Origin of the sequence: Kitasatospora sp. SolWspMP-SS2h, from assembly GCF_003259315.1 — a bacterium.
Classification (GTDB): Bacteria; Actinomycetota; Actinomycetes; order Streptomycetales; family Streptomycetaceae; genus Kitasatospora; species Kitasatospora fiedleri.
The window spans coordinates 1-22,609 of the sequence record NZ_QLLT01000011.1; the positions used below are offsets into that span (position 1 = coordinate 1).

Here is a 22,609-nt window from a genome sequence, read left to right on the forward strand (position 1 = left end):
GCCGCGCTCAAGGCGGTGCGCCGCAACATCCAGATGGTGTTCCAGGACCCGTACACCTCGCTGAACCCGCGGATGACGGTCGGCGACATCATCGGCGAGCCGTACGAGATCCACCCGGAGGTGGCGCCCAAGGGCGACCGCCGCAAGGCCGTCCAGGACCTGCTGGACGTGGTCGGGCTCAACCCCGAGTACATCAACCGCTACCCGCACCAGTTCTCCGGCGGCCAGCGCCAGCGCATCGGCATCGCCCGCGGCCTCGCCCTCAAGCCGGAGGTCATCATCTGCGACGAGCCGGTCTCCGCGCTGGACGTCTCGGTGCAGGCCCAGGTGATCAACCTGCTGGAGCAGCTGCAGAGCGAGTTCAACCTGTCGTACATGTTCATCGCGCACGACCTCTCGATCGTCCGGCACATCTCCGACCGGGTCGGCGTGATGTACCTCGGGCGGATGGTCGAGATCGGCACCGACCTGGAGATCTACGACCACGCCACCCACCCGTACACCCAGGCGCTGCTCTCCGCGGTGCCGGTGCCCGACCCGACCGCGCGGGAGCACCGGGACCGGATCGTGCTGACCGGCGACGTGCCCTCCCCGGCCAACCCGCCCTCCGGGTGCCGGTTCCGCACCCGCTGCTGGAAGGCCCAGGAGAAGTGCGCCCGGGAGGACCCGGCGCTGACCGTGCGGGACTGGCTGGAGGGGCGGGCCCGGCACGACTCGGCCTGCCACTTCGCCGGCGAGCGGGACAACCTGGTCTGACCCCGGCACGGAACGCGGCAGGGCCCCGCCGAACGGATCGGCGGGGCCCTCGCACGGGGCGGTCAGGGGCTCAGACCCCGGCGCGCTGCTCCGGGACGGCGCTGGTGGTGCCCTCCTCGGGGAAGTGGCAGGCCGTCAGGTGCCCGGCCGCGTTGCCGGAGAGCTGGATCAGCGGCGGCTCCTCCACCGCGCACTTCTCCTGCGCCTTCCAGCAGCGGGTCCGGAACCGGCAGCCCGAGGGCGGGTTGACCGGGGAGGGCACGTCGCCGACCAGGCGGATGCGCTCGCGGTCGTCGTCCGGGTCGGCCTCCGGGACGGCGGAGAGCAGGGCGTGGGTGTACGGGTGCCGGGGGGACTCGTACAGCGACGTGCGGTCGGCGATCTCGACGATCTTGCCGAGGTACATCACCGCGACGCGCTGCGAGAAGTGCCGCACCACCGACAGGTCGTGGGCGATGAACAGGAAGGCGATGCCGAGCTCGCGCTGCAGCTCCTGGAGCAGGTTGACCACCTGCGCCTGGATCGACACGTCCAGCGCCGAGACCGGCTCGTCCGCGACGATCAGCTTCGGGCTCAGCGACAGCGCGCGGGCCACGCCGATGCGCTGGCGCTGGCCGCCGGAGAACTCGTGCGGGAAGCGGTTGTAGTGCTCCGGGTTGAGGCCGACCGTCTCCAGCAGCTCCTGCACCCGGCGCTGGACGCCGCCCTTCGGGTTGATCCCGTTGATCTCCATCGGCGCGCCGATGATCGAGCCGACGGTGTGCCGCGGGTTCAGCGAGGAGTACGGGTCCTGGAAGATCATCTGGATCTCGGGCCGGATCGGCGCGAGCTCCTTGCGGCCGGCGTGCGTGATGTCCTGGCCGGCGTAGCGGATCTCGCCGCCGGTCGGCTCCAGCAGCCGGGTCACCAGGCGGCCGGTGGTCGACTTGCCGCAGCCGGACTCGCCGACCAGGCCCACCGACTCGCCGGGGAACACCTCCAGGTCCAGGCCGTCCACCGCGTGCACCGCGCCGACCTGGCGCTTGAACAGGAAGCCGTCCATCACCGGGAAGTGCTTCTGCAGGCCCTTGAGCGACAGCAGCGGGTCACCGGGGGCGGGCACCGGGACGGCCGGCTTGTCGAGGGTCAGTTCGTTGCTCATGAGGTCCCTCTCAGCCGAGCCGCGGCTTGATCTGGTCGATGAAGATGTCCTGCCGCTGCGCCTGGTTCAGGTGGCAGGCGGCGCCGTGCCCGGTGGCGGGGGAGAGCGGCGGGCGCTCCGTGGTGCAGCCGCCGCCGATCACGTACTCGCGGAAGTCGCAGCGCGGGTTGAACGGGCAGCCGGACGGCAGGTTGATCAGGCTCGGCGGGGTGCCGCGGACCGGCCGCAGCGGCACGTTCACGTCGCCGGTCAGGCTCGGCATCGAGGCCAGCAGGCCCCAGGTGTACGGGTGCTGAGGGGCCTTCAGCACCTCGCGGACGGTGCCGCGCTCCACGGCCCGGCCCGCGTACATCACCATGATGTCCTGGGCGGTCCGGGCGACCACGCCCAGGTCGTGGGTGATCAGGATGATCGCGGTGCCCATCTCCTGCTGGAGGTCCTTCAGCAGGTCCAGGATCTGGGCCTGCACGGTGACGTCCAGCGCGGTGGTCGGCTCGTCCGCGATGACCAGCTTGGGGTCGCAGACCAGCGACATCGCGATCATCGCGCGCTGGCGCATGCCGCCGGAGAACTGGTGCGGGTAGTCGTCGACCCGCAGGGTGGGCTGCGGGATGCCGACCTTGGTCAGCATCTCGATCGCCCGGGCCCGGGCCTCCTGCTTGGAGGCGCCGGTGTGCTTGCGGTAGGTCTCGCCGATCTGCTTGCCGATGGTGTGGAACGGCGACAGCGCGGTCAGCGGGTCCTGGAAGATCATCGACATCTTCTGGCCGCGGAGCTTCTCCAGCGTCCGGTTCGAGGCGCCGACCAGCTCCTGGCCGTCCAGCTTGATCGAGCCGGTGATCTCGGTCCGGTCCGGGTTGTGCAGCCCGAGCACGGCCAGGTTGGTCACCGACTTGCCGGAGCCGGACTCGCCGACGATGCCGAGCGTGGAGCCCGGGGCGACGTCGAAGGAGAGGTTGTCCACGGCCCGGACCACGCCGTCCTCGGTGCTGAAGCGGACCGAGAGGTCGCGGACGGAGAGGAACGGCGTGCCGCCGCTGCCGGCGGACACCTCCTCGGGCTTGGCCTGGGTGGTCATGGACTGGGCTCCTCGGTGCGGTACGTGAGGTCGGGACTGCCGGTCGGCCGGGGTGTGGCCGTCAGGCCAGGCGGATGCGCGGGTCGATCAGGGCGTAGGCGGCGTCGACGATGATGTTGAAGAAGACGATCAGGGTGGCGGCCACCACGGTGACGCCGACCAGCAGCGACAGGTCGGAGTCGTTGAAGGACTGGATCGCCAGCTGGCCCAGGCCGTGCAGGCTGAAGGTCGTCTCGGTGATGATGGCGCCGCCGAGCAGCACGCCCAGGTCGATGCCGAAGACGGTGACGATGGTGCCCATCGCGCCGCGCCAGGCGTAGCGCATGAAGACCGAGGTGCCGGACATGCCCTTCGCCCGCGCCGTCCGCACGTAGTCCTCGGACAGCTGCTCGACCATCGAGGAGCGGGTCATGCGGGTGTAGTTGGCGGTCCAGATCAGCGACAGCACGATCCACGGCACCAGCAGGCCGCCGGCCCAGCCGATCGGGTCCTTGGTGAACGGCACGTAGGTCGGCAGGTCCAGCAGGTCGGTGCTGTAGCACAGCGCCCAGAGCGCGAGCGGGCCGGCCACGTAGATCTGCATCGAGGAGGCCAGCAGCGAGAAGGAGCTGGCGATCTTGTCGGCGGCCTTGCCCTGCTTGTGGGCGGCCAGCATGCCGGTGCCGATGCCGAAGATCAGGAAGATCACGGCGGAGCCGACGGTGAGCGACAGGGTGGTCGGGAAGCGGTCCGCGAGGATGCCGCCGACCAGCTCCTTCTTGTCGAAGGAGTAGCCGAAGCACGGGGCGCCGCAGTGCACGTTGTTGAAGGTGCCGCCGGTGAAGATGGTGCTCAGCCAGTTCCAGTACTGGACCGGCCACGAGTGGTCGAAGCCCATGTCGTGCCTGATCAGGGCGAGGTTCTCGGGCGTGCAGGTCTTGCCGCAGTAGAGCCGCGCCGGGTCCGCCGGGATCGCGAAGAACAGCGCATACGTGACCATCGAGACGATCAGCAGGATGACGAGAGCGCCGAGGGTTCGGCGGACGAGGAATCGGAGCATCGGACGGGCTCTCCTGATCGGGGCGGGACACCGGCAGATCGTGCCGGTGCCCCGCCGTGAGCTACTGCTCGGTGGCGACTACTGCTTGACGTAGATGTTGAGCGGGGACTGCAGGCCGGCCAGGGTGTCGAAGGTGACGCCGCCCAGGCCCGAGCCGTACAGGCTCAGCGAGCGCTGGTAGACGTCCGGGATCGACACAGCCTTGTCCTGGAGCTTCTTGTCGATCGCGGCCCAGGCCTTGCCCTGCTCCACCGGGTCGGCGACCTTCACCGCGGCGTCGATCGCGGAGTTGATCTCCGGGTCGTTCAGGTGGGCGTAGTTCGCGGCGCCGTCGGCGATGGCGCGGCCGTCCCAGACCGGCTGCAGCGAGGTGTAACCGGTCGGCCAGTCGGCGCCCCAGCCGCCCCAGTACAGGTCGTACTCGTTGTTGACCTGGCCGATGGCGTCGTAGTAGGTCTTCGCGTCCAGCGGCTTCGGGACGAACTTGAAGCCGGCCTTCTCCAGCGCGTCGCGGATCGCCTCGGTGACCTTCTGCTGCACCGGGGTGTTGTTGTACGCGTAGACGATGCTGGTGCCCACCGCGTTCGCCTCGGTCAGCAGCTGCTTGGCGGCGTCCGGGTCGCCCTGCGGCTTCTTGAGGATGCCGTACGGGTCGTAGGACTCGTAGCCCAGGACGGTCGGGCTCATGTACGAGGTGGCGTAGTCACCGTAGGAGGTGCCGCCCTGGAGCTGGCGGGTCTGCTGGTGCGGGAACGCCTTGATCAGCGCCTCGCGGACCTTCTGGTCCTTGATGCGGGTGTTGTTGATGTAGTAGTAGTCCACGTACGGGGTCAGGCCCTCGAGGGTGCGGGGCTTGAGCTTCTCGTCGGCCTTGACCTGGTCGATGTAGGTGGTGTGGACCTGGTTGTGGAACGAGAAGGTGTTCTTGTCGTCGCCGTTGTCCGCCATGAAGCGCTCGGTGGACTGCTGCGCCTGGACACCGAAGGCCATGTGCCACTTGTCCGGGTAGGCGTTCCGGATCGGGTCGGTGGCCGGGTCCCAGTTGGGGTTGCGCTCCAGGTCCAGCGAGCGGTCGGTGACGTGCTCGACGATCTGGTACGGGCCCGAGGAGAACGGCTTCTTGTCGTACTCCTCCTTGGTGTCGTTGGCCTTCGGCACGATGCCGTAACCGGTCATCGCCAGGGTGAAGTTGGCGTCGGTGTGGGCCTCGGGGAAGGTGATGACCACGGTCTTGGCGTCCGGGGTCTGGACGGCGTCGAGCTCCTTGCCGCCGTACGGGCCCTCGTAGGCGCTGCGGTAGTCGGCGCCCGAGAGCCAGGTCTGGATGTAGGTCGGGCCGGCCTTGATGAACGAGGCGTAGGTGCGCTCGATCGAGTACTTGACGTCGGCCGAGGTGACCGGGGTGCCGTCCTGCCACTTCACGCCGTCCTTCAGCGTGAACTTCCAGGTCTTGCCGCCGTCGGTGGTGGTGCCGGTGTCGGTGGCGAGGTCGCCGACCAGCTTCTGCGAACCGTCCGGGAGGGTCTTGTAGCCCGTCAGCTGGCGGGTGAACAGCAGCGAGACCTCGGCGTTGTAGTTCAGGTAGATCTGCGCCGGGTCGAGGTGCGAGAAGTCGTCGCGGTCGATCATGTTGACCGTGCCGCCCTTCTTCGCGCCGTTCTCGGGGGCGGCCGGGCCCTTCGAGTCGTCGGCGGTGCCGACCGAGATCGAGGTGGCCTTGACCGGGGCCTTGGAGGCACCCGCCTTGCTGCCGTCGCTGTTGCTGTGGCCGCTGGAGCACGCCGTGGTGACGGTCAGGGCCCCGGCCACCAGAATGGCGGCGGCGAGCCGCGTCTTGCGAGAGCTCATCTTCATCCTGCCTGGAATAGTTGTACGGAATCTTCGTGGGTGTGCCCGGGGCCTGGCTTTCCCGTCCCCCCGGAGTCTTGAGGGTCTGTCAGCGGTTGGTCTTCGGGTCGAACGCGTCCCGGACGGAGTCGCCGAGCAGGTTGAAGGCCAGAACGAACACCACCATGGCGAGGCCCGGGAAGAGCAGGAAGGTGACGTCGGTCCGGAGGTAGTTGGCGGCGTCGGCGATCATGCGACCCCAGTCCGGGGTCGGCTCGGAGACACCCACGCCGAGGTAGGAGAGGCCCGCCTCGGCGGTGACGAACGCCGGCAGGGCGAGGGTGGACTGCACCAGGATCGGGGTCCACAGGTTGGGCAGGATCTCCTTGAAGATGATCCGCATCGGGGAGGCGCCGGTGACCTTGGCGGCCTCGATGAACTCGCGCTCGCGCAGGGACAGCGCCACACCGCGCAGGATGCGGGCCAGGCCCATCCAGCCGAGCAGCGACAGCACGGTGGTGACCGCGACGAAGGGCAGCCAGCTCGGGTTCTTCTCGTCCGGGCTGACCAGCAGGCTGGTGACCACCGGCATGGTCGCGATCAGGAAGATCTGCGACGGGAACGACATCAGCACGTCGATGATCCGGCCGATGAAGTAGTCGAACTTGCCGCCGAGGTAGCCGGCCGCGATGCCCAGCGCGACACCGATCACGGTGGTCAGCAGCGAGGTGGCGACGGCGATGATCAGCGAGGTGCGGATGCCGTAGATCAGCAGGGTGAACACGTCGCGGCCGAGGCCCGGCTCCAGGCCGAACCAGAAGTCGCCGCTCATGCCGCCGTTGGGGCCGGTGGGCAGGCCGGAGTCGGTCAGCAGGCTGACGTCCTCCTGGCCGTAGTGGGTCTCCGGGTTCTTGCCGTACAGCATGGAGATGACCGGCGCGAGGACCGCCACCACGACGAAGAACAGTACGACGCAGGCGCTCACCACCCCGGTGCGGTCACGGAGGAAGCGGCGCCACATCAGCTTCCCGGGAGAGAGGCCGCGGAAGCCCGGATCGGCGGGCGCGTCGGCCGTGGCGTTGTCCGCGAGGTCCGACGTCGGCCCGGAACGGGAGGTGTCCCCGTCCGTCGTGGCCCCAGTAGGCGTCGTCATGGTGCTAAAGCTCCCGACCGTGGTCCGTGCAGAAGCAAGGAGTAAGAACTTGGATGAATGGACTCTTGCAAGTCGTTTATCGAACGTCAAGAGTTCCTCAGTTGTCGACGGCCCATTTCCTCCTTCGTGCTGGAATGTCAACCACTTCGTAGTTCCCGAACTCTTGACACCGGCTCGGCGAGACGGTCAAAACCGGACAAAAGGCGTCAATGATCGTTCACATGTCCGTAACGATGCACGGTCAGCTCCGCTATCAGGACGTCGAGTTCGAGCCCGTGTCCGGATGACGCGCGTAGAGCAAGTGTCCGGTTTGACGCCATTCACCGCAAATGGCGGGCGCAATTGAGTGTCCGATAATCGGACGCCGGTGTTTTCGGGCATGCCCCAGCGAATTCATGGGTAGGGGTCACCCAATTCGGGCGGCCCGCGGGGAACCGCCCGACTGGCATTTTCCCGCCATTGGCGGGACTTCGCCGCGGCGTTACCGCCGGCGGTTGTCACTCCGTCCGCCCGGTGTTCCCGCGGACCGCGGCGCCGGGCTCGGCGGGACCGGTCCGGCGGCCTCCCGGGCCCCGCCGCCGCCGACGGAGTCCGGGGTGGGACCGCGCGGACACGACGGGGGGCGCGGCGCCGCCGCCGTGGCGGTCAGGGCGCGCGGAAGGGAGCGGGGTCTCGGCACGCGGCACATCTTGCGTACCGGCGAACTGACTTGTCGACCTGCCGCGGATCAAGTATTGGTAACGCCGCGTGGCCGCGCGGTTGCGGCGCCCGGTTCGCCCTGTTCCGTGACGCCAGTGGCGAGGATTCGCCAGTGGGGCCGGGGCGCCCGTCCGGCGCCCCGGCCCCACCGGTGGATTGACGGCCCGTCAGGCCGGGATCTTGACCGTGCGGTCCTTGCCGGTCTTCGAGACGCCCTGCGCGATGGCGTCCGCCACGTCCTGCGGCGTGATCGCCGTCTGCTGGCCGTTGCGGGTGGTCTTCAGCTTGTCGAAGGTGGTGCCGACGGCGGCGGACAGCTTGTCCAGGTCCCACTTGAGGACCACGGTGCCGGACGCGTCCGGGGCCAGCACCAGCGCCTTGGCGGCGGTGTTGCGGCCGAAGGCGAACTGCTTGGTGCCCGAGGTGACCGTGACGTTGCCGTTCAGGACCTGCTTGCCCAGGTTGTCGGCGGCCGCCTGGAGCACGTCCTGGCCGACCTTCGGCTGGGCGTCGGCGACCGGCAGCGCCACCTCGGCGTCCGCCCGGCCGGCCGCCCGGCCGCGGTACGCCTGCTCGACCAGGTCGGCGGCGGCGGCCGAGTCCAGCGCCTTGCCGCCGGCGCCCGGGACCACCTCGGTGCCGCCCGCCTCGGTGAAGCGGACGTAGCCCTCCTGGAGGCTCTGCCCCGACTTGGCGCCCAGGTCGTCCAGGGCGGCCTTCAGCTTCGCCCGGTCGACCCGCACCACCGGTTCGACGGCCTTGGCGCCGCCGGTCAGCGAGCCCAGCACCTCGACCGGGTTGTAGCTGTGCTTGGTCAGCGCGTCCACGGTCGCCGTGGTGTCGAAGCTCAGCCCGGCGCTGGCCGGGTCCAGGGTGACCGACTGGTCGCCGATCTTCACCTTGAGCGGCTGCTGCCCGGCCTTGCCGACCGAGCCGTCCAGCGCGGTCACCGCCTGGTCGCGGGAGTCGCCGCCGATGTCGGTGCCCAGCACCGTGGTGCCCTTGGGGATGTCCGACTGGTTCATCATCAGGCCGGCGCCGTACGCCGCCGCGCCGAGGAACAGCACGGCGCCGAGACCGGTCACGAGCAGCTTCCGGCCGCGACCGCCCTTCTTCTTCGCGGCGGGCGCCGGCTCCTTCCGCTCGGCGGGCGGCCGGGACTCGGCCGGGGCGTCCGGGGCCGGGGCCCGGGACGGTTCGCGCTTGGGCGTCGCGGCCCGCGAGCCGCCCGGGAACGGCTGCGCGGCGGGCAGGTCGGCGAACCGGCCACCGCCCTCGCCGGCCGGGCGGGGCCGGGGCTCCTCGGCGAACGGGTCGCCGCCGTCCGGGGACTTCAGGAACAGCTGGGTGGTCGGCGGGTCCGATATGCCGGCGCCCGGGGCCGGCTCGTCGCCGGTGATCGGGTCGAAGCCGCCGATCTGGGTGTCCTCCGGCTCCCCGGCGGCCTGCGGCGGCTCCGGGCGCTCGCCGCCGCGCGGCCCGGGGGCGGCGGTGGCGAACGGGTCGGCGGCGAACTGCTCGGTGGCGAACGGGTCGGTGGCGGCGAACGGGTCGGCGTCGGTCCGCGGCCGGCCCTGGCCGGGGTGCGGGGCCGTGAACGGGTCCTCGGCGGCGGCCGCGGACGGGCCCGGCTGCTGCTGGGGCTGCTGGGGCTGCTGCGACCGGGGCGGCTGCGGGGACTGCGGCTGCGGCTGCGGCTGGGCGAACGGGTCCTGCGGGCCGCCCTGCCGGGCCTGCGGCTGCTGCCGCTCCGACCGCCGGGGCTGCTGCGCGGCGAACGGGTCCTGGGCGAACGGGTCCTGGGCCGCCTGGTCCGCCTGGTCCGGCGCGAACGGGTCCGGCGCGGCGGCGGCGGCGGCCCGGAGCGGTTCGCCCTGGTGCGGCAGCGGGTGGCCGCCGGTGCGCGAGGACGCCGCCGGGTCGGCCGGGGCGAACGGCGAGGCGGGCGCGCCGGACGGGCGCGGCGCGGGCTGCCGGGCGGCCTGCTGGGCCCCCGGGGCGCCCTGGACCGGCCCCGCCGGGGCGGCGGCCGGGGCGGGCTCCGGACGGCCCTTCTGGCGCGGCTTGAACCACTCGCCGGTGGACTCCGACTCGGACGGCTTCGCCGCCTTCGCCGCGGACGGCTCCTGCCACTCCGGCGGCAGGGTCGGCGGGACGGCGGCGCGCGCCCCGCCGTCCATCACGCCGAGCACAGGGTCGCCCGCGCCGCCGCGGTGGCGCGGCCCGGGCGGCTCGGCGGGCGGCTCGTCCTTGACCTTGCTCTGCACCACGACCGGCGGGATCGGCCGCGAGCCGGGGATGTTGATCCGCACCCGGGTGGTCAGCGTGGTCTCCGTGGTCTTCGGCGCGGCGGCCTCGTCGGAGCGCGGACCGGGAGCGGTCCGTCCGGCGGCCGGGTCCGCGCCGTGCCCACCGGGCAGGCCGGTGCCGTACGGCGGGGTGCCCGACGGGTACGCGTCGGGGCCGCCGCGGCGGGGCTGCGGATGGGCGTTGTCAGATTCGCGGCTGCTCAATGCTGCTCTGCTCCGGGTTCGCGGCCGGGCCGGCCGGGCCGTCCGCTGCGTATGGGGCGGGGACCGCCGGACGGCGGCCTGCGGCCGTGCGGCGGGCCGACCGGCCCCGGGGACATCGGCTGTTCACATGTCGGCTGCGGCGAGCGCCCCGCCACGCGAGTGGTGCCGAAGCTACCGTCCGACCCGGCCGGGCCGGACAGGGGGGTGGTCCGCCGGGGCACCACCTTACCGACAAGGCATCCGGGCCGGAGGACGACCGGGCATCCCGGTGGCCCCCCGACCCGCCGTGCGCTAGCGGCCGCCGTCCCTGACGGCCCGTCGGGGCTCCGGCGCCGGTGCGCCGAACAGGAACCCGGAGCGGGTCGGCAGGGTCGCGCAGACCACGCCGAGCACCGCGCCGCCGAACAGGTACAGGTACGCGGACGGAGTGGCGGAGAGCACCAGGTCACCCTCCGGACGGGGCGCCAGCAGCACCGCCAGCACCACGAACCAGCCGCCCAGCGCGACGCCCGCGCCGAGCTTGGTGCCGGTCGCCCGCAGCCCCCCGTAGAACAGCCCGGCGCAGGCCGCCAGCGCCAGGACCACGCCGAAGCCGCCCCACAGGGTCTGCACGAAAGCTCCGCACACCGACACCGCGGCGCCGAGCAGGAACAGCACGGCGTACACCGCGATCCGGACGCCGCGCGGCGGCATCGGCTCGGCCAGGCGCTGCTCGCGGACGCCGCGCAGGAGCTGGGGGAGCCTCACCGCTCCACCCCCGCGAACAGGTCGGTCTCCGGGGCGCCGGGGCCGGGCGCGCCGCGCACCAGCTCGTAGTACTCGGTGGCCAGCAGCGGCTGCCCGAGGCCGTTGCTGAGCGCGAAGTGGCGGCCGTCCACCGTGATCTGGGTGGCGTGCGCCCGCATCGCGGCGGCCTTCGCCCCGGCGTGCGCGGCGTTGTCCAGCACCGTGGTGACCACCTCGTCGTCCACCACGCCGGGGATCTGTCCGACCGGGGCGGTGCCCTCGAACGGCGCCTCGGCGGCGGTCCGCGCGAGCGCGGCCTCGATCACCGAGCGGGGCACCCGGTTGTAGTAGACCTTGGCGATCCGCCAGGGCGCGCCCAGCTCCGGGCGGAAGTCCGGGTCGGCGGCCAGCTCGTGGCCGCGCAGCGCCACCCGGTGCGCCTGGATGTGGTCGGGGTGGCCGTAGCCGCCGTTCTCGTCGTACGTCACCAGCACCTGCGGCCGGACCTCGCGGACCACCCCGGCCAGCAGGCCGGCCGCCTCGTCCACGTCCGCCCGCCAGAAGCAGGACGGGTCGTCGTTGTCCGCGACGCCCATCATCCCGGAGTCCCGCCAGCGGCCCGGGCCGCCCAGGAAGCGGTGGTCGGTGACGCCCAGCGCGCGCATCGCGGCGGCGAGTTCGCCGATCCGGTGGGCCCCCAGGGCGTTGTCGCGGCCCTGCTCCAGGTGGGCCAGCTCCGGCGGGATCACCTCACCGCCCTCGCCCAGCGTGCAGGTCACCAGGGTGACCCGGACGCCCTCGGCCGCGTACCGGGCCATCGTGGAGCCGTTGTTGATCGACTCGTCGTCGGGGTGGGCGTGCACCAGCAGCAGCCCGCGCGAGTCGGCCGGGGGTACGGAGGTCATGCCCGGCAGCTTACGGCCAGGCCGCGGCCCGCCCGGAGGGGGACACCCCGGGCGGGCCGCGCACTGATCCGACAAGATCGACCGGACAGGGTCTAGAGGTCCAGGCCGTTGAGCATCCCGGCCAGGTTGGACGTCACCTGCTGGATCGTCGGCGCGATCGAGCTGGACGCCAGGTAGAAGCCGAGCAGCGAGCACACCAGCGCGTGGCTCAGCTTCAGGGTCGACCGGCGGACCAGCACCACGACCACCACCAGCATCAGTACGACGGCGGAGACGGACAAAGCCATGACGGCTCACACCCTTCCTCGGGTGCGCTGCCCCGGGGCGGGGCAGCGGGCGGAACGATGGTCCAGACATACCCGATGAGTGACGTACAGGTAACGTTCCGTGAGGTGGTCCGGGGTGTCGCGCCGCCCGGTCCGGCCCGCGGCACCCCCGGTCAGCGGCCCTCCGAACGGTCGTACGCCTCCTCCGGGCGGGCTGCGCCGTCCGGGTGATCACCGGCGGGCGGGGCCGTAGGGTCGGGCCCATGACGACCGAGAAGCCGCAGGACACCTTCCCCCGGCAGTACGCCCGCACCGGGCGGTTCACCGCGGGCGCGCCCCGCTCGTTCAGCGTCTCCCCGGACGGCGCCGGGGTGCTGTTCCTGCGCGCCCGCGGCGACGGGCGGCACGGCAACCTGCTGTGGCGGCTGGACGTGGCCACCGGCACCGAGCGGGTGCTCGCCGACCCCGGGGAGCTGCTCGGCGGCGGCGCGGAGGAGCTGTCCGCCGCCGAGCGGGCCCGCCGCGAGCGCAGCCGGGAGACCTCCGCCGGGATCGTCGGCTACGCCCTGGACGCGGCCGGGCGCACCGCCGCCTTCGTGCTCTCCGGGCGGCTGTTCGCGGTCGACACCGACAGCGGCGCCACCCGCGAACTGCCCGCCGCCACCCCGCTGCTGGACCCGCGGCCCAGCCCCGACGGCACCCGGGTCGCCTACGCCACCCCCGGCGGCGAGCTGCGGGTGACCGCCGCCGACGGCAGCGGCGACCGGCTGCTGGCCGGGCCCGAGGCGGCCGGGGTCGGCTGGGGGCAGGCCGAGTTCATCGCCCAGGAGGAGATGGGCCGCGACCGCGGCCACTGGTGGGCGCCGGACGGGAGCGCGCTGCTGGCCGCCCGGGTCGACGACACCCCGGTGCGCCGCTGGTGGATCGCCGACCCGGCCAACCCCGGCCGCCCGCCGGTCGAGGTCGCCTACCCGGCGGCCGGCACGCCCAACGCCGAGGTCGGGCTCTGGCGGCTCGGCCTGGACGGCACCCGCACCGAGATCCGCTGGGACCGTGCGGCGTACCCGTACCTGGCCCGGGTGCACTGGTCGGCCGGCGGGCCGCCGCTGCTCCAGGTGCAGGCCCGCGACCAGCGCGAACAGCTGCTGCTGGAGGCCGACCCGGCCACCGGGGAGACCACGGTGCTGGTCACCGAGCGGGACGCGGACTGGCTGGAGCTGTTCGCCGGGTCGCCGGTGCGGCGGGCCGACGGGCAGCCGGTGCGGATCACCGACCGGGACGGCGTGCGGGTCCTGGCCGTCGGCGAGCGGGCGCTCACCGACGCCGGGCTGCACGTGCGCGCGGTGCTCGGGACGGACGGCGAGCGGGTGCTGTTCACCGCCTCCGCCGGGGCCGCCGAGTTCGAGCGCCGCCCGCCCGGCTGGCTGGGCGTCTTCGAGGCCGGGCCGGACGGCGTCCGGGAGGTCGGCGAGGGCGCGCTCGGCGCGGTGCGCGGCGGCGGCACCACCGTGCTCACCACCGCCCACCCGGCGCGGCCCGGCACCACCGTCACCGTGCACCGCGCGGGCGCCGAACCGCTGGTGATCGCCTCGCACGCGGCCACCCCGCTGCTGGCGGCCCGGCCGGTGTTCCGGTTCGCCGGCGAGCGGCGCATCCCGTGCGCGGTGCTGCTGCCCACCGGCTACGACCCGGACGCCGACGGGAGGCTGCCCGTCCTGATGGACCCGTACGGCGGCCCGCACGGGCAGCGGGTGGTGCGGGCGCACAACCCGCACCTGGTGTCGCAGTGGTTCGCCGACCAGGGCTTCGCGGTGATCGTCGCGGACGGGCGCGGCACCCCCGGGCACAGCCCCGGCTGGGAGAAGTCGATCAGCCGGCGCACCGCCGAGGTCTCGGTCCGGGACCAGGTCGACGCGCTGCACGCGCTCGCCGAGCAGTTCCCGCTCGACCTGGACCGGGTCGCGATCCGCGGCTGGTCGTACGGCGGCTACCTGGCCGCCGCCGCGGTGCTCCGCGAACCGGACGTCTTCCACGCCGCGGTGGCCGGCGCGCCCGTCACCGAGCACGACCTGTACGACACCCACTACACCGAGCGCTACTACGGCGACCCGCGCACCGAACCCGAGTCGTACCGGGCCAACTCGCTGGTGGAGCTGGCCCCTTCGCTGCGCCGGCCGCTGATGATCGTGCACGGCCTGGCCGACGACAACGTGGTGGTCGCGCACAGCCTGCGGCTGTCCACCGCGCTGCTCGCGGCCGGGCGCCCGCACACCGTGCTGCCGCTGTCCGGGGTGACCCACATGACCCCGCAGGAGCAGGTCGCGGAGAACCTGCTGCTGCTCCAGGTCCGCTTCCTGAAGGACGCGCTCGGCCTGTCGTGAGCGCCCGGACCGTGACATCCGTCATGCGGAGGTCACGACGGCGCGCACTGCCGCGGACACCCCCGTCCCGAGGAGTCTGGAGGAGTCGGAGAGAACGGCTCTCGAAAGGACTCGGTTCGGATGACGACGGGAACGGGGGAGGTCGCGGCCTTCCGGAACGTCAGCAAGAGCTACGGCCGGGTGAAGGCGGTGAACGGCCTCGACCTGGTGCTGCGCCCGGGCGAGACGGTCGCCCTGCTCGGCCCCAACGGCGCGGGCAAGTCCAGCAGCCTCGACTTGCTGCTGGGCCTGCGCGAACCGGACAGCGGCACGGTCGAGCTGTTCGGCGGTACCCCGCGCGCGGCGATCGCGGCCGGCCGGGTCGGGGCGATGCTGCAGAGCGGCGGCCTGATGACGGACGTCAAGGTCCGCGAGATCGTCGAACTGGCCTGCAAGGTGCACCCCCGCGGCCACGGCGTCGACGAGGTGCTGACCACCGCCGGGATCACCGAGATCGCCGACCGGCGGGTCGACAAGCTCTCCGGCGGCCAGGAGCAGCGCGTCCGGTTCGCCCTCGCGGTGGCCGGCGCCAACGACCTGATCGTCCTGGACGAACCCACCACCGGCATGGACGTCTCGGTCCGCCGCCAGTTCTGGGAGGCCATGCGGGCCCAGGCCGACGCCGGCCGCACCGTGCTGTTCGCCACCCACTACCTGGAGGAGGCCGACTCCATCGCCGACCGGGTCCTGGTCCTGCACAAGGGCCGGCTGATCGCCGACGGCTCCTCCGCCGAGATCAAGGCCCGGGCCGGCGCCCGCCGGATCGGCTTCGAACTCCACCCCTCCGACGGCGGCACCTTCGACGAGGCCGTGCTGCGCGCCCTGCCCGGCACCGTCGGCCTGGACGTCAGCACCCGCGCCGACGGCGTGCGCACCGTCCGGATCCGCTCCGCCGACGCCGACGCCGGCGTCGCCGCGCTCTACAAGGCGGGCCTGTACCCGCGCGGGCTGGAAGTCACCAGCCTCGGCCTGGAACAGGCCTTCCTCACCATCACCGGCGAGCAGGACCGCAACGAGAGCGAAGAGGAGAACGCGCGATGACCACCCTGGTCCGGCTGGAGATCCTGCGCACCCTGCGCAACAAGCGGTACCTGATGTTCACCGTGCTCTACCCGGCGCTGCTGTACGTCTTCTTCATCAGCGCCTACGGCAGCGGCGGCACGGTGGCCGGCGGGGTCTCGGTCAAGTCGTACTTCATGGTCTCGATGGCCACCTTCGGCGCGGTCGGCGCGGTGCTGACCGGCTCCGCCCAGCGGATCTCGCTGGAGCGCAAGAGCGGCTGGACCCGCCAGCTGCGGCTCACCGCCCTGCCCGGCCGGGCCTACACCCTGGGCAAGATCGCCGCCTGCGCGGTCACCACGCTCCCCGCCATCCTGGTGGTCTTCGTGATCGGCGCGATCGAGGGCGTCGACCTCACCGCCGTCCAGTGGCTCGGCCTGGGCGTCGCGCTCTGGCTCGGCAGCTTCGTCTTCGCCGCGCTCGGCGTCGCCCTCGGCTACGCGGCCCAGCCGGACGCGATCCAGCCGGTCGTGATGATCGTCTACATGCTGATGGCGCTGTTCGGCGGCACCTGGTTCCCGGTCAGCGACTCGCTGAAGACGTACGCCCGGTTCAACCCGGTCTACGACTACAACCAGCTGGCCTCGTTCATCCACGGCCAGGGCGTGGCCGGCCTCCCGATCGCCGCGCTCGCCGCCTTCCTCGCGGTCTTCACCGCCGCCGCGGCCTACCTGTACCGCAAGGACGCCCAGCAGGCATGATGGCGCCCATGCAGACGCCCGCCCCGGCCCGCCGCCCCGACCGCAACGGGGAGGCCGGGCCGGACGGCCGTTGGACCACCTACCCCGGCGCGCCGGTGGACACCAGGCGCCAACTGATGGTCAAGCTCGCCTGGACCTCGGTGTGGGCGTTCTACCTGGCCTACCCGCTCCAGGACCTGGCGACCCGGCAGCACACCCGGTCGGCGACCGTCGCCGGCGCCGTCGCGCTGGCCGTCTTCCTGGCCGCCTACCTGACCGTCGTGATCGTCCGCAACCGCCGCGGCCACCCGGCCCGGCAGTACCTGCCGCTCGCCCTGATGGCCGCGATCGCCGTCGGCACCTCGTACACCCTCGGCGAGTCCTGGCTGACCCTGTTCACCTACACCTCGGTGTGCGCCGCGGTCACCTTCCCCGGCCGGCTCGGCGTCGTCGGCGTCCTCGCCACCACCGGCGTCTTCGCCCTGGTCGGGCTGACCAGCCGCGCCGACGTCGAGACCATGGTCAGCATCGGCCTGCCCTGCGTGCTGGCCGGGCTCGCCATGCTCGGCATGCAGCGGCTGGTCACCACCATGCGGGAGCTGCGCGAGGCCCGGGCCGCCGTCGCCCACCTCGCCGCCTCCGAGGAACGGCTGCGGCTGGCCCGCGACCTGCACGACCTGCTCGGCCACTCGCTCTCGCTGATCGCCATCAAGGGCGAACTCACCGGACGCCTGATGGACGCCGGCAAGACCGCCGACGCCCGCGCCCAGGTCGCCGACATCGAACAGGTCGCCCGGCAGTCGCTGGCCGACGTCCGCAGCGCCGTCAGCGGCTTCCGCCGCCCCACCCTGCCGGTCGAACTCGCCGCCGCCCGCACCGCGCTGGCCGCCAGCCAGGTCGCGCTCGACGCCGACCCCCGGCTCGCCGAGGACCACCCCGGCCTGGGCCCCGAGGAGTCCGGCGTGCTCGCCTGGGCGCTGCGCGAGGCCGTCACCAACGTGGTCCGGCACGGCGCCGGCGCCACCCGGTGCGGCGTCCACCTCGACGAGACCTGGGAGGAGGACGGCCGCTACGCCGTCCTGGAGGTCGTCGACAACGGCCCCGGCCCCGGCAAGTCCGCCGCCGGCAACGGCCTGTCCGGCCTCGGCGAGCGGCTGGCCCAGGTCGGCGGCCGGCTGGAGACCGCCGCCGCCAACCGCGGCAAGGGCTTCCGGCTGCGCGCCCTGGTCCCGCTGCGGCCCGGCCCCAGCGGGGAATAGGCTGCCCGGCGTGACGGACGGAACGGATGCGCGACCGGTGCGGGTGCTGCTCGCCGAGGACCAGGGCATGGTGCGGGAGGCGCTCGCCGCGCTGCTCTCGCTGGAGGGCGACCTGGAGGTGGTCGCCCAGGTCGCGCGCGGCGACGAGGTGGCCGCGGCGGTGACCGCGCACCGGGTCGACGTCGCGGTGCTGGACATCGAGATGCCCGGCATGACCGGCATCGACGCCTGCGCGGAGGTCCGCAAGGCCAGGCCCGGGACGAAGGTCGTCATCGCCACCACCTTCGGCCGGCCCGGCTACCTGCGCCGGGCGATGGAGTCCGGGGCGGACGCCTTCCTGGTCAAGGACGCCCCCGCGGCGGAACTCGCCGACGCCATCCGGCGGGTGCTGCGCGGCGAGAAGGTGATCGACCCGACGCTGGCCGCCGCGGCCCTCTCGGAGGGCGCCAACCCGCTCACCGGCCGCGAGCGCGACGTGCTCGCCGCCGCCGCGGACGGCGCGGTCAACGCGGACATCGCGGCCCGGCTGCACCTCTCCGAGGGGACGGTGCGCAACTACCTGTCGATGGCGATCCAGAAGACGGCCGCCCGCAACCGCGCGGAGGCGGTCCGGGTCGCCCGGGAGAAGGGCTGGCTGTAGGCCCGTCTCCGCCCCGGGCCCGCATCCGGCCGGAGCCGCTCAGTTGAGCCGGTGCCGGGCCGACCTCGCCTCCAGCCGGACCTTCGCCGCGCTCTCCGGATCGAAGGCGTCCAGGATCTTCGCGTAGTCCTCCATCTCGGCGGCGCCGCCCAGGAAGTCGCCGGTCTTGACCAGCAACTCGGCCCGCTCCAGCCGCAGTTGCGCGGGGTGGCGGGGCAGCAGCAGGGCCAGTTCGGCGGCCCAGAGCTGGGTGCGGGCGTGCTCGGGGCGGTCGGCGGCCCAGCGCCGGATGTTGCCCAGCACGCGCAGCACGGTGTCCAGCGGCTGCGCCGGGGTGAGCAGCTCGGGGGAGAACGGGTGGCCGGAGGTGGCGACCAGGCGCTCCACGTCGGAGACGTCGAGCAGCCGGCCGCCGTGGAACGGGTCGGCCAGCACGTACTCGTCGCCGCCGCCCGGGTCGCCCACCGCGACGATGAAGTGGCCCGGCAGCGCGATGCCGTGGACGGTCAGCCCGGCCCGGGCGGCCACCGCCGACCAGACCAGCGAGAGCATGATCGGCAGCCCGCGGCGGCGGCGCAGCACCTCCGGCAGCAGCGAGGACTCCAGCCGGAGGTAGTCGGACTGCCGGCCGTGGAAGCGCTCGCGCCCGCCGAGCACCGCCGCGAGCAGCGCGGCGGTCTCCTCCGGGCCGCTCGGGCGGCGTTCGGCGACGGCCTTCCGGATGGCCGCGGCGTGCCGGTCCAGGGCGGCCTGGCAGGCCGTCAGGAGGGCGTCCGGGGACGGCTGTTCGGCACTGTCGCCGGGATCGCCGAGGGTGTGCTCGGCGGCGGCGAGCAGGCACAGCAGCACCGGGTCGGGGTGTTCGCCCCGGGCTTCGGTGCGGAAGCGGGTTCTGCTCTGCTCGGTCACTGCGGCCTTCGGTTCAGCAGCGGTCGTGGCTCACTACAGGTGGTGCACGCTACCGCTGGGGAAGGCGGGCGTAGTGGTAAGTGTGACTGGTCGTGAAGCCCAGCCGGTCGTACAGCGCGATCGCGCCCCCGTTGTCCGCCTCGACCTGGAGGTAACCGCCGGTGGCGCCCTCCTCGGCGGCCCGGGCGGCGAGCGCGGCCAGCACGGCGGTGGCCAGGCCGCGGCGGCGGGCGGCCGGGGCCACCTCGACCGCGCCGAAGCAGGCCCAGGCGCCGTCCACCACCAGCCGGCCGATGGCCAGCGGGGCGCCGTCCGGGCCGGGGACGCGGGCGAACCAGACCGAGGGGCCGCCGTGCATCACCGCGGTGGCGGCCGCCTCCAGGGCGGGGTCGCCGCCCACCCGGCGGTACAGCGCCAGCCACTCCGGCCCGGCGGTGCGGGCGAGCCGGACGTCCGCCGGGCGACCGGCCCGGGCCAGCCCGCCGAGCGGGGCGGTGCGCACCAGGGTCGGGGCGAGGGCCGCGCCGAGCCGGTCCAGCTCGGCGGCCAGGCCGGGCGGCGAGCCGGGGGAGACCACCTCGACGTACGCGGGCAGCGAACGGGCCGCGTACCAGTCGCGCACCCGGTCCAGCGCCGCGTCCAGCGGCAGGCCCGGGTCGCCCAGCGCCTGCACCGAGTTGGCCCGCCGGGTGAACCCGGCCGAGGCGCGCAGCGTCCACCCGCCCAACCGCTCCTGCTCGACGGCGGGCCAGCCGCGGGCGGCGATCCGCTGCAACTCGACCGGGCCGGTCGCGGGCGCGGCCAGCCGCCGGGCCGGGAACGCCGGGACGGGCTTGCCGGCCACCAGCAGCCCGGCGGCGAAGCGCACCGGCGCGCCGCCGCGCGGCTCGACCGTCAACCCGTCGCCGTCCCACGAGGTGAGCACGCCGATCGCGTCGCGGAACACCGGACGCCCGTCCGCCACGCCGTCGACACGCCGGACCGAGACCCGTCGTCCCACGTCAGACGGGCCTATCCGGACCTCCGGACGGGCCTCCCACGGCACCGGGCCGACCATGAACCGCACCTCCTGTGCATTTGCGTGCCCCGACCCGCGATACTAGGGGCGGGCATCGACGACGCCGCGCGCAAAGCGCGACCGAGTAAACAGTAGGGCGGCAGCCCTTCCGAGGAGGAACGACAGCGTGACCTACGTCATCGCGCAGCCTTGTGTCGACGTCAAGGACAAGGCGTGCATCGAAGAGTGCCCCGTGGACTGCATCTACGAGGGCGAGCGCTCCCTCTACATCCACCCGGACGAGTGCGTGGACTGTGGCGCCTGCGAGCCGGTCTGTCCGGTCGAGGCGATCTTCTACGAGGACGACACCCCGGAGGAGTGGAAGGACTACTACAAGGCGAACGTCGAGTTCTTCGACGACCTGGGCTCGCCCGGCGGCGCCTCCAAGCTCGGCCTGATCGAGCGCGACCACCCGTTCATCGCCGCGCTGCCCCCGCAGAACGCCGAACACTGAGCTGATCGGTGGCATCCACGCTGTGAGCACCAACGACAGCGCGCACGCGCCGTTCCCGGGCCACCCGGGGGCGGCGCGCCGCGTCTCCGACCTCCTGCCGGTCTTCCCGTGGGACCGGCTCGAACCGTACAAGCGCACCGCCCTGGCGCACCCGGACGGGCTCTGCGACTTCTCCGTCGGCACCCCGGTGGACCCGGTGCCCGAGCTGGTCCAGCGGGCGCTGGCCGCGCACACCGACACGCCCGGCTACCCCACCGTGTGGGGCCCGCTGTCGCTGCGCGATGCGATCGCCGGCTGGCTGGGCCGCCGCTGCGGCGCCGAGATCGGCCCCGAGGCGGTGCTCCCCACCGTCGGCTCCAAGGAGCTGGTGGCCTGGCTGCCCGGCCAGCTCGGCCTCGGCCCCGGCGACCAGGTCGCCTACCCGAAGCTTGCCTACCCCACCTACGAGGTCGGCGCGCTGCTCTGCGGCGCCGAACCGGTCGCGTACGAGGACGTCTCCGAGCTGGACGGCTCCAAGGTCCGGCTGCTGTGGCTGAACTCGCCGTCCAACCCCACCGGGCGGGTGCTGGACGCCGCCGAGCTGCGGCGCGCCGTCGAGTGGGCCCGGGAGCACCGGGCGCTGCTGGTCAGCGACGAGTGCTACCTCGAACTCGGCTGGGAGGCCGAGCCGGTGTCGGTGCTGCACCCGTCGGTCTGCGGCGGCTCGCACGAGGGCCTGCTGGCCGTGCACTCGCTCTCCAAGCGCTCCAACCTGGCCGGCTACCGGGCCTCCTTCGCGGCCGGCGACCCGGTGGTGGTCCGCGAGCTGCTGGAGGTCCGCAAGCACGGCGGCATGATCGTGCCCGCGCCGGTGCAGGCGGCCACCGCGGCCGCCCTCGCCGACGACGCGCACGTTGCCGAGCAGCGGGCCAGGTACGCCCAGCGGCGCAGCGCCCTGCGGGCCGCGCTGGAGGCGTACGGGTTCCGGATCGAGCACTCCGAGGCGAGCCTGTACCTGTGGGCGACCCAGGACCGGCCGTGCTGGGAGAGCGTGGCCGAACTCGCCGAGCTGGGCGTCCTGGTGGCCCCCGGCGACTTCTACGGCCCGGCCGGCGACCGGTTCGTGCGGGTGGCGTTCACCGCCACCGACGAGCGGGTGGCCTCGGCCGTGGAGCGGCTCAAGCGCTAGTGCCGCGTCGGGCCGCGCGCGGCGCGGCCCGACGGACGCGCGGGAGGGGGCGGAGCCGGCCGGCTCCGCCCCCTCCCGCGTGCGTGCGCCGGATCAGCCGATCGGCAGGCCGCCGCCCTGGATGCCGCCGAGCAGGCCGCCGACCGGGCCCAGCGCGCCGGTCAGGCCGCCCAGCGGGCTGTCGCCGCCCAGCGAGGGCACGCCGCCGAGGCGGTTGGCGGACTCGTGCTCGGTCAGGCCCGCCAGGGTGCCCGCGACCGGCAGCGACTGGACCGCGCCGGTGACCGGGCCGAGCTTGTCGGCGGCCGGCAGGCCCTGGGCGAGCTTGTCGGTGGGCAGACCCCGGGCCACGGTGGACAGCGGGGTGCCGGTGACCTTCTGGGTGGCCGGGACGACCTTGTCGGTGACGGCCGGGGCGACCTTCTCCTCGACCGCCGGGGCGACCTTGTCGGTGAGGGTGTCGAGCGAACCGGTCAGCCGGTCGGCCTTGCCGAGCGGGCCGAGCTTGCCGAGCGCGTCGTCGGTGGAGGGCAGGTTGTGCGCGACGGTGTTGCCCGCCGCGTCGGCGGCCGCCGGGCCGCCCGCCGCCAGGGTCGCGGCGCCGGTGGTGCCGACCACGTGGCCCAGCTCGTGGGTGGCCCCCTGCACCGCGTCACCCGAGTTGGGGACGTCGGCCAGCTTGGTCACGCCGGCGCCCAGGTCGGTCTGCGGCACCACCTCGGTGGCGGAGGCGGCGCCCGCGGCCGCGAGCGGCGCCGCGGTGGCGGCGACGAGCAGCGCGGCCTGGGCGATCCGGCGCGTGAGGGGGAAGGACATGGTGCTCCTAAGAAGTGAGGTCGACGGTCCGCCGGGCGGCCGGC

At 73.5% G+C, this 22,609-nt stretch carries 20 protein-coding genes; 8 read left to right on the top strand and 12 right to left on the bottom strand.

What is annotated here, in order from left to right:
* Window positions 1-756 (top strand): ABC transporter ATP-binding protein (locus K353_RS15045; protein ID WP_111554116.1); only part of this gene is annotated, 756 nt, incomplete at its 5' end.
* Window positions 757-826: 70 nt separating this feature from the next.
* Here K353_RS15045 and K353_RS15050 read toward each other — a convergent pair.
* The 9 genes from K353_RS15050 to K353_RS15090 form a co-directional block, all read right to left on the bottom strand.
* Window positions 827-1,897 carry an ABC transporter ATP-binding protein gene (locus tag K353_RS15050; protein WP_111554117.1) on the bottom strand — a complete coding sequence of 357 codons (1,071 nt, stop codon included), beginning with the start codon at window positions 1,895-1,897 and terminating at the stop codon, window positions 827-829.
* Between the two features lie 10 nt (window positions 1,898-1,907).
* Window positions 1,908-2,975, bottom strand: coding sequence for an ABC transporter ATP-binding protein (locus K353_RS15055; RefSeq protein WP_111554118.1), 1,068 nt, complete (start codon window positions 2,973-2,975; stop codon window positions 1,908-1,910).
* A 61-nt stretch (window positions 2,976-3,036) separates the two neighbouring features.
* The gene (locus K353_RS15060; protein WP_111554119.1) at window positions 3,037-4,014 is read right to left on the bottom strand and encodes an ABC transporter permease; all 978 of its coding nucleotides are present in this window, start codon (window positions 4,012-4,014) and stop codon (window positions 3,037-3,039) included.
* 78 nt (window positions 4,015-4,092) lie between these two features.
* Window positions 4,093-5,862: an ABC transporter substrate-binding protein gene (locus tag K353_RS15065; RefSeq protein WP_111554120.1), complete on the bottom strand. Its 1,770-nt coding sequence runs from the start codon at window positions 5,860-5,862 to the stop codon at window positions 4,093-4,095.
* A gap of 88 nt (window positions 5,863-5,950) precedes the next feature.
* The gene (locus tag K353_RS15070) at window positions 5,951-6,994 is read right to left on the bottom strand and encodes an ABC transporter permease (protein WP_111554121.1); all 1,044 of its coding nucleotides are present in this window, start codon (window positions 6,992-6,994) and stop codon (window positions 5,951-5,953) included.
* 866 nt (window positions 6,995-7,860) lie between these two features.
* Entirely contained in the window at window positions 7,861-10,206 is a 2,346-nt protein-coding gene (locus K353_RS15075) for a peptidoglycan binding domain-containing protein (RefSeq protein ID WP_111554122.1), read from the bottom strand.
* A 291-nt stretch (window positions 10,207-10,497) separates the two neighbouring features.
* The gene (locus K353_RS15080) at window positions 10,498-10,953 is read right to left on the bottom strand and encodes a DUF6113 family protein (protein ID WP_111554123.1); all 456 of its coding nucleotides are present in this window, start codon (window positions 10,951-10,953) and stop codon (window positions 10,498-10,500) included.
* The gene (gene mshB, locus K353_RS15085) at window positions 10,950-11,837 is read right to left on the bottom strand and encodes an N-acetyl-1-D-myo-inositol-2-amino-2-deoxy-alpha-D-glucopyranoside deacetylase (RefSeq protein ID WP_111554124.1); all 888 of its coding nucleotides are present in this window, start codon (window positions 11,835-11,837) and stop codon (window positions 10,950-10,952) included. The genes K353_RS15080 and mshB overlap by 4 nt, the downstream gene beginning before the upstream one ends.
* A 92-nt stretch (window positions 11,838-11,929) precedes the next feature.
* Complete coding sequence (locus K353_RS15090) at window positions 11,930-12,124, bottom strand: DUF2304 family protein (protein ID WP_100836494.1); 195 nt, start codon at window positions 12,122-12,124, stop codon at window positions 11,930-11,932.
* A gap of 242 nt (window positions 12,125-12,366) precedes the next feature.
* Between K353_RS15090 and K353_RS15095 the strand changes: the two genes are divergently transcribed.
* The 5 genes from K353_RS15095 to K353_RS15115 all read left to right on the top strand — a co-directional run bounded on the left by K353_RS15095 (window position 12,367) and on the right by K353_RS15115 (window position 18,161).
* Complete coding sequence (locus tag K353_RS15095; RefSeq protein WP_111554125.1) at window positions 12,367-14,484, top strand: alpha/beta fold hydrolase; 2,118 nt, start codon at window positions 12,367-12,369, stop codon at window positions 14,482-14,484.
* A 120-nt stretch (window positions 14,485-14,604) separates the two neighbouring features.
* Entirely contained in the window at window positions 14,605-15,564 is a 960-nt protein-coding gene (locus K353_RS15100) for an ABC transporter ATP-binding protein (protein WP_111554126.1), read from the top strand.
* Entirely contained in the window at window positions 15,561-16,283 is a 723-nt protein-coding gene (locus K353_RS15105; RefSeq protein ID WP_111554127.1) for an ABC transporter permease, read from the top strand. The genes K353_RS15100 and K353_RS15105 overlap by 4 nt, the downstream gene beginning before the upstream one ends.
* Before the next feature lie 8 nt (window positions 16,284-16,291).
* Window positions 16,292-17,521 carry a sensor histidine kinase gene (locus K353_RS15110; RefSeq protein WP_111554279.1) on the top strand — a complete coding sequence of 410 codons (1,230 nt, stop codon included), beginning with the start codon at window positions 16,292-16,294 and terminating at the stop codon, window positions 17,519-17,521.
* 10 nt (window positions 17,522-17,531) lie between these two features.
* Window positions 17,532-18,161: a response regulator transcription factor gene (locus tag K353_RS15115; protein WP_305000305.1), complete on the top strand. Its 630-nt coding sequence runs from the start codon at window positions 17,532-17,534 to the stop codon at window positions 18,159-18,161.
* Window positions 18,162-18,200: 39 nt separating this feature from the next.
* On the opposite strand, the gene K353_RS15120 is transcribed toward K353_RS15115, so the two are convergent.
* Together K353_RS15120 and K353_RS15125 are read right to left on the bottom strand one after the other, a co-directional pair.
* Window positions 18,201-19,070 (bottom strand): transglutaminase-like domain-containing protein, encoded by an 870-nt coding sequence (locus K353_RS15120; protein ID WP_111554129.1) that lies wholly within the window; start codon window positions 19,068-19,070, stop codon window positions 18,201-18,203.
* Window positions 19,071-19,119: 49 nt separating this feature from the next.
* Entirely contained in the window at window positions 19,120-20,034 is a 915-nt protein-coding gene (locus tag K353_RS15125) for a GNAT family N-acetyltransferase (RefSeq protein ID WP_370447603.1), read from the bottom strand.
* A 220-nt stretch (window positions 20,035-20,254) separates the two neighbouring features.
* On the opposite strand from K353_RS15125, the gene fdxA reads away from it, so the two are divergent.
* Both fdxA and dapC read left to right on the top strand, forming a co-directional pair.
* Complete coding sequence (gene fdxA, locus K353_RS15130) at window positions 20,255-20,581, top strand: ferredoxin (RefSeq protein ID WP_030459925.1); 327 nt, start codon at window positions 20,255-20,257, stop codon at window positions 20,579-20,581.
* A 22-nt stretch (window positions 20,582-20,603) separates the two neighbouring features.
* Complete coding sequence (gene dapC / locus K353_RS15135) at window positions 20,604-21,749, top strand: succinyldiaminopimelate transaminase (protein ID WP_111554131.1); 1,146 nt, start codon at window positions 20,604-20,606, stop codon at window positions 21,747-21,749.
* A gap of 93 nt (window positions 21,750-21,842) precedes the next feature.
* On the opposite strand, the gene K353_RS34865 is transcribed toward dapC, so the two are convergent.
* Complete coding sequence (locus K353_RS34865) at window positions 21,843-22,565, bottom strand: hypothetical protein (protein ID WP_199528102.1); 723 nt, start codon at window positions 22,563-22,565, stop codon at window positions 21,843-21,845.
* Window positions 22,566-22,609: the final 44 nt, after the last annotated feature.

What these genes read in the sequence shown, in the direction of transcription:
- K353_RS15105 (WP_111554127.1), top strand. Translation starts at nt 15,561, where the DNA reads ATGACCACCCTGGTCCGGCTGGAGATCCTGCGCACCCTGCGCAACAAG.
- K353_RS15055 (WP_111554118.1), bottom strand. Translation starts at nt 2,975, where the DNA reads ATGACCACCCAGGCCAAGCCCGAGGAGGTGTCCGCCGGCAGCGGCGGC.
- K353_RS15050 (WP_111554117.1), bottom strand. Translation starts at nt 1,897, where the DNA reads ATGAGCAACGAACTGACCCTCGACAAGCCGGCCGTCCCGGTGCCCGCC.
- K353_RS15095 (WP_111554125.1), top strand. Translation starts at nt 12,367, where the DNA reads ATGACGACCGAGAAGCCGCAGGACACCTTCCCCCGGCAGTACGCCCGC.
- K353_RS34865 (WP_199528102.1), bottom strand. Translation starts at nt 22,565, where the DNA reads ATGTCCTTCCCCCTCACGCGCCGGATCGCCCAGGCCGCGCTGCTCGTC.
- K353_RS15070 (WP_111554121.1), bottom strand. Translation starts at nt 6,994, where the DNA reads ATGACGACGCCTACTGGGGCCACGACGGACGGGGACACCTCCCGTTCC.
- K353_RS15110 (WP_111554279.1), top strand. Translation starts at nt 16,292, where the DNA reads ATGCAGACGCCCGCCCCGGCCCGCCGCCCCGACCGCAACGGGGAGGCC.
- K353_RS15060 (WP_111554119.1), bottom strand. Translation starts at nt 4,014, where the DNA reads ATGCTCCGATTCCTCGTCCGCCGAACCCTCGGCGCTCTCGTCATCCTG.
- K353_RS15065 (WP_111554120.1), bottom strand. Translation starts at nt 5,862, where the DNA reads ATGAGCTCTCGCAAGACGCGGCTCGCCGCCGCCATTCTGGTGGCCGGG.
- K353_RS15090 (WP_100836494.1), bottom strand. Translation starts at nt 12,124, where the DNA reads ATGGCTTTGTCCGTCTCCGCCGTCGTACTGATGCTGGTGGTGGTCGTG.
- K353_RS15100 (WP_111554126.1), top strand. Translation starts at nt 14,605, where the DNA reads ATGACGACGGGAACGGGGGAGGTCGCGGCCTTCCGGAACGTCAGCAAG.
- mshB (WP_111554124.1), bottom strand. Translation starts at nt 11,837, where the DNA reads ATGACCTCCGTACCCCCGGCCGACTCGCGCGGGCTGCTGCTGGTGCAC.